This window comes from Methanosphaera sp. WGK6, assembly GCF_001729965.1.
Taxonomy (GTDB): Archaea; Methanobacteriota; Methanobacteria; order Methanobacteriales; family Methanobacteriaceae; genus Methanosphaera.
On the sequence record NZ_JRWK01000026.1, the window covers coordinates 1 to 4,962 of the forward strand.

At 28.5% G+C, this 4,962-nt stretch carries 6 protein-coding genes; 3 read left to right on the plus strand and 3 right to left on the minus strand.

Going from position 1 to position 4,962, the window contains the following annotated elements:
- Window positions 1-173: 173 nt before the first annotated feature.
- Entirely contained in the window at window positions 174-923 is a 750-nt protein-coding gene (locus NL43_RS08000; protein WP_069593528.1) for a zinc ribbon domain-containing protein, read from the minus strand.
- A 242-nt stretch (window positions 924-1,165) separates the two neighbouring features.
- Here NL43_RS08000 and NL43_RS08005 point away from each other — a divergent pair, with 242 nt between their 5' ends.
- The 3 genes from NL43_RS08005 to NL43_RS08015 all read left to right on the plus strand — a co-directional run bounded on the left by NL43_RS08005 (window position 1,166) and on the right by NL43_RS08015 (window position 2,864).
- Complete coding sequence (locus NL43_RS08005) at window positions 1,166-1,483, plus strand: hypothetical protein (protein WP_069593529.1); 318 nt, start codon at window positions 1,166-1,168, stop codon at window positions 1,481-1,483.
- 20 nt (window positions 1,484-1,503) lie between these two features.
- Window positions 1,504-1,761, plus strand: a complete 258-nt coding sequence (locus tag NL43_RS08010) for a hypothetical protein (protein ID WP_069593530.1) — start codon at window positions 1,504-1,506, stop codon at window positions 1,759-1,761.
- Window positions 1,762-2,006: 245 nt separating this feature from the next.
- Window positions 2,007-2,864 (plus strand): ion transporter, encoded by an 858-nt coding sequence (locus NL43_RS08015; protein WP_069593531.1) that lies wholly within the window; start codon window positions 2,007-2,009, stop codon window positions 2,862-2,864.
- A 402-nt stretch (window positions 2,865-3,266) separates the two neighbouring features.
- On the opposite strand, the gene mtaC is transcribed toward NL43_RS08015, so the two are convergent.
- Both mtaC and NL43_RS08025 read right to left on the minus strand, forming a co-directional pair.
- Window positions 3,267-4,100, minus strand: coding sequence for a methanol--corrinoid protein MtaC (gene mtaC / locus NL43_RS08020; protein ID WP_069593532.1), 834 nt, complete (start codon window positions 4,098-4,100; stop codon window positions 3,267-3,269).
- A gap of 66 nt (window positions 4,101-4,166) precedes the next feature.
- Window positions 4,167-4,962 (minus strand): methyltransferase MtaB domain-containing protein (locus NL43_RS08025; protein ID WP_305791260.1); only part of this gene is annotated, 796 nt, incomplete at its 5' end.

Genomic DNA, 4,962 nt, shown 5'->3' on the forward strand with positions numbered 1-4,962 from the left:
CTGTTCAATTTGTTCAAGTGTTACGCTTTTTGTAGCACATACTATACTCAACAAACCAACCACATCAAAATAAATAGAAAACATTGCACAAAAATTATGTGGAAAAATAATAAAAAAGAGGAAAAAAGTAAAAAAAATAGAAAGAATTTTTTTTATAAAATTCTTAATTTAGTTTAGAAATATTTGTATAAATCATTATTAATAAACTCAGTTTTGATATCTTGATGACTTTCAAAGTAATCATCTATCCTTGTTACAACATTATTTGCAGCTTCCATTTCATTTACATAAGATATCTTACTATTTGTATCAGACCTATTTTCATATATCTTCTCTAAACTATTTGCTGCATTACGTAGATGTCCATTTAATTCTATTTGTAATTCTAAAAATCCTTTTCGTGTTTCATTATTTGTAGAATTTTTATATTCTGACAGATTTAAATATACACTTTCATATGAATTTTTTATTTGTGTTATATTTTCAGAGGTTAAATTTCCAGAATCTACATTTCTAAGCACAGTACTAGTTGTGTTTGATTGGTTTAATAATGTATCAGTTTCCATGTTAATAAAGTCTTCTCTGTCTTGTTCAGTCATTTGTGCAGGAATATAACTTGCAGCAAGTAGTATGACTAATACAATAATTGCTACTATAACAAGTTTTCTAAAATTTTCTAGTGTAAATTTTGTATCTGTTTTTTCATAGTCATCATAGTCATATGTTGTTTGTTGTTGTATTCTTTTTTCTAATGTTTCAGCATCTATTTTTTTTGTTTTATGTTTTTCTGTTTTTTCAATTTTTTCATTAGTTTTATCTTCTTGTGGATAGTGTCTATTATCATATCCTAAATCTTCACCACACTTTGTACATATATTAATAAAGTCAGGATTATCTGTTCCACATTTTGAACATTTTCTCATTATTTCACCTCCATCTTCTTTTTAATTATGAATGATTAAAATAATATGAATTCATTATTTTAAATCAAATTCTATTAAATAGTTTTGTTTATTTTTATTGATAAATGTTATATTAATATTTCAACCAACTTAATCATGATAATAATTAGAATAATAGAATAACTAGTTTATTTCATGAAATTACTTAGAAAAAAATAGTTACATATACTATTAATAAACATACTATTATGTAAGTGATTATTGTGACAATAGTTGAGAAAAGTCGTGAAATAGAAGATGATATTAAAACATTGTTTGAATTAAATCTTGTTGTATTTGAACAAACTGTACTGGTATCCAAAAATCTTATCTACAGTATTTGTCATGTTCCACAGTTAAATGTTTATGATGTTGTTATTGAAGATAAAATAAAAGGTGAACTTATAGTCTATCAAACATTTGCAAAATTATCTAATTCAACATTAAAATATTTTAATCTATTACGTGATGAAACTTATCTTGATGGATTTGGTAATGACTTTAAATGTATTAGTCATGTGATTGAATATAACATATATTAAATAAAGAGGTGTTTAGTTTTATGAAAAATCCGATTATGGCAGCGATATTATCTTTCTTTAGTGGTATTGGAAATTTATATCTTGAATTATATACTCGTTTTGCAATAACAGTAATACTAGGAATTATTCTAGGATACATTGGAACATTTAATGCTAATGTAGCTGGTTTCACATTTGTCATGTACATATACTTTGCATATGATTCATACATTGTTACAAATGCATTAAATAATGATCATGATATTCCAAAATTATTTGCAGTAATACCTGCATACTAAAAGAAAAAAAATAGTTTATTCATTAATACCTATATAATCATTTTTTTTTACTATCCTCATTAATATCTTTTTTTACCAAAATACTTTTCGAATTTTTATTGTATTATCCAATAAATCAAAAACTTAGAATAATTTATGACTTTAAATACCCTCTTATTTCTTAAAAATATCCATCATACTAATAAAGAGGAAATTAAAAATAATATAATTACTTAATAAAAATAATTCATAAATTAATGATAAATATGAATAAGCCTAAAACAATCCAAAAATCAAAGAGAATACTTATAGAAATTAAAGATATTTTTCTATTCATATTCACAGTAATTGATTTAATATTCATAACTGTTAACATGATATACTCATTTAACTTACAAGTTGAAGAATTTCTAACACAATATGATTTATTTGTATGTATAATACTAGGATTAGATATGATACTTAACTATTATACATCCAACATGAGTATAACAGAATTTCTAAAAAAGGATCATAATATTATAAATATTCTAACAATTATTCCATTTGACTTCATACTCGGACAATACTTCTTTGCAATAAGATATCTACGAATTCTTCGATTTACAAGAATACTGAGATTATGGCATGTGAAAAGAGAAATATATACTATAGAACAAATTATACAAGAAAATTTATTAAAAGCAGTATTCATTATATTTTCAATATTTGTAGGAGTAAGTGCAATACTACTAAAAGTATTTGATACATCATTTGATTCCATACTTAATGCAATATGGTTTATAATTGTCACAGCATCCACTGTAGGTTATGGTGATATGACACCAACCACTTCTTTTGGTAAAATACTTACAATGACTATTATACTGATGGGTATAATTTTCACTGCAATATTTACAGCATACTTATCTGCCGTATATAATAGACGATCTGATGAAAATCGCATCCATGAAATTGAAGAGTACATAAGTAATGTAGAAGGTAAAAATAAAACTTTGAAAAAAGAGGTTATTCACTTAAATAGAAAACTTAACAAGATAGAAGATAATGTTGAAAATATTAATAACACATTACAAGAAGTAGATAAAAAACTTGATAAACTACTTGAAAATAAAGATGAATAATTTATAATTCATCTCCCCCCATCTTATTTTATATAATTACTACTTAGAATTTAAGAAATACTATTTTAGAAAAAATAAAAATAACAGAATATTTTGAAGAGTCTTCGCCAAAAATTCAAAAATTGATTTTGGATAATGTATATTATGGATTCAATTGTAAAATAAAGAAAAGTTTACATGAAAAAAAAATTATTAGTGGACACCTAAAAAAATATAAAAAACTAAAATCTGGGTATGATTTTAGTGTCCGAATATATTTAAAATAATTATATGATGAGAACACGTATAAAACTCATCAATATAATTGGTATAAGATAATTATTTAAATCTCTTCAATTAAGAAGATGAAAAAAAATGTAAGATATAGTGGAATATCTTACTATATAATATATATTGACAGATCTAGGAGTATGCTGCTACGTATTCACCAACAATGTCAGCGTATTCGTTTCTGATATCTTCCCAGGTTTTACCATCATCTACAATTGCATCTGCGAGTTTTGGTACGTGGTATGCTTCTACACCATAGAATGTTTGTGGACTTTCTTCTACGAAGTCACGACGTACTGCTCCTCCTCCACATCCTATAGGTGTGTCTAGTCCTGCTTCTTGCATTAATGCTATGATTTTACCAAATGCTGTCATGGTTGTTGTCATTAAAGCTGTTGCAGTTACTAATGCTGGTTCATGTTCTTGTACTGCTTTTACTACTTCTGTGTTAGGTACGTCACGACCAAGGTCTATTGGTTCGTATCCGTTTGCGTTTAAGAACATTACAATGAGGTTTTTACCAATATCGTGAGGGTCTCCTTCTACTGCACAGGTTACTACTTTTGCTTTTGCATCTGCTTTGTGTCCGAGTTTTGCTTCACAAAGAGCTACTCCACTCATCATTGCATCTCCTGCAAGCATTAAATCAGGTAAGAAGAATTCACCTTTGGTGTATAATGCACTTACACCATCCATACCTTTCATTAAAGCATTGTTAATGAGATCAATTGGGTCTTCGCCTGCTTCAAGAGCTTTTTCAGTGTCTGCGTCACATTTATCTTTGTCACCGTATAATACATCTAAAGCTAGTGTTCTTTTTATTCCTTCTTCAGAAGGTAAGATTTCTACTACTTCTGGGTCGTCTTCAGGTTTAAGAGCTGGACCTTCTATTTTTACATTGTATCTGATTGCTATTTTTTCATAGTCTTCAAATTTGTCATAATATTTTTCTAAAGGGCTAACCATTTTTACACACATCCTTTTAATTAATTTAAATTATATTTGTTTAATTTACTACACTACCTGTTACATTTATAATTCATATTGTGATGGGTCGTGTTCTTTTACTTTTCTTCCGTAACGTTTGATACAAGTTTTTACGAATTTAGCTTGATCATCTGGTAATTGTTCGTATGTTTTTTGTGTGGAATCAAGAGTGTCTCTTTCGAATCTTGTTAATAAGATACGTTTTTCTTCAACTGCTTCGTTGATTAATTCCATTGCTTTAAGACCTGCTGCTCTTGCTCTGAGGTAAATGTCTTCTCCTTCTGCTGTGATTGCTTCACCGATTTTGTATGCGTTATCATAAGCTAATATTACACCTTGAGGGTCTCTGTATTTATCTGCTAATACGTATGTGTCTCTTAATTCTTTGTTGGTTCCAATTTGTGTTGCGGTGTTCATTAAAGCACATTCGTAACCTAAGGATTGTAACCATACACCAGGAGTTGGTCCACCCATTTCTTCTCTGTTGTATACGGATTCGTTACTCCATACATCACATACACCTGCAGTTAAGTTACCCATTAAGTCTGAGTGAGCACATGTTGCGTTTTTACCTTCTGCACAGATTGGTACGGATGCGATTGCTTTTACTATAGGGTTTTCGTATCCACAGTCTTTTGTAGGTCCTGTTGCTCCACATTCAATTGCTACTAAACTTCTTGCACCTGCAATTGCTCTTGCTACTGCTGCAATTGTGTGTGATACGTTTTTACTGGTTAATCCACCAGCAAGGAACATAGCAGTGTTTGCTTGTGCACAGTCTGTATCTCCACCAGGAGTTACATTGTTTCTTTTTGCTACGTCTACAATTTTTGTCCACATA